1 protein-coding gene is annotated in these 399 nt (G+C 65.9%); it reads left to right on the forward strand.

Features of this window, described 5'->3' with window-relative positions; all coding sequences use genetic code 11:
- The coding region (locus R0J88_RS18910) for a metallopeptidase TldD-related protein (protein WP_410900714.1) at nt 1-399 on the forward strand (399 nt) is incomplete at both ends.

Genomic DNA, 399 nt, shown 5'->3' on the forward strand with positions numbered 1-399 from the left:
ATGCTGATCGCCAAGGATGCACAGGGCATGCAGCGTGACTATGACTACACCAGCGTGCGCAATCCGGCAGACCTGCGCTCTCCCGAGTCAGTAGGGCGTGAAGCCGCGCGCCGCACGCTGGCGCGCCTGAATGCGCGCAAGGTGGCGACGGGGCGCATGCCGGTGCTGTTCGACCCGCAGATGTCGGCCGGGCTGGTCGGTCACTACCTGTCTGCCATCGCCGGCGGCTCGCTGTACCGTGAGTCCAGCTTCCTGTGCGATAGCCTGGGTCAGCCGCTGTTCCCCGACTGGTTCACGCTGGGTGAGAAGCCGCGGGAAGTCGGTGGCATGTCCAGCGCCGCCTTCGACAACGATGGCGTCGCGACGCGTGACAATGTCTACTTTGCCGACGGCAAGGTG

The sequence above is a fragment of the Pseudoalteromonas sp. SIMBA_162 genome (genome assembly GCF_046535955.1).
Classification (GTDB): Bacteria; Pseudomonadota; Gammaproteobacteria; order Enterobacterales; family Alteromonadaceae; genus Pseudoalteromonas; species Pseudoalteromonas marina.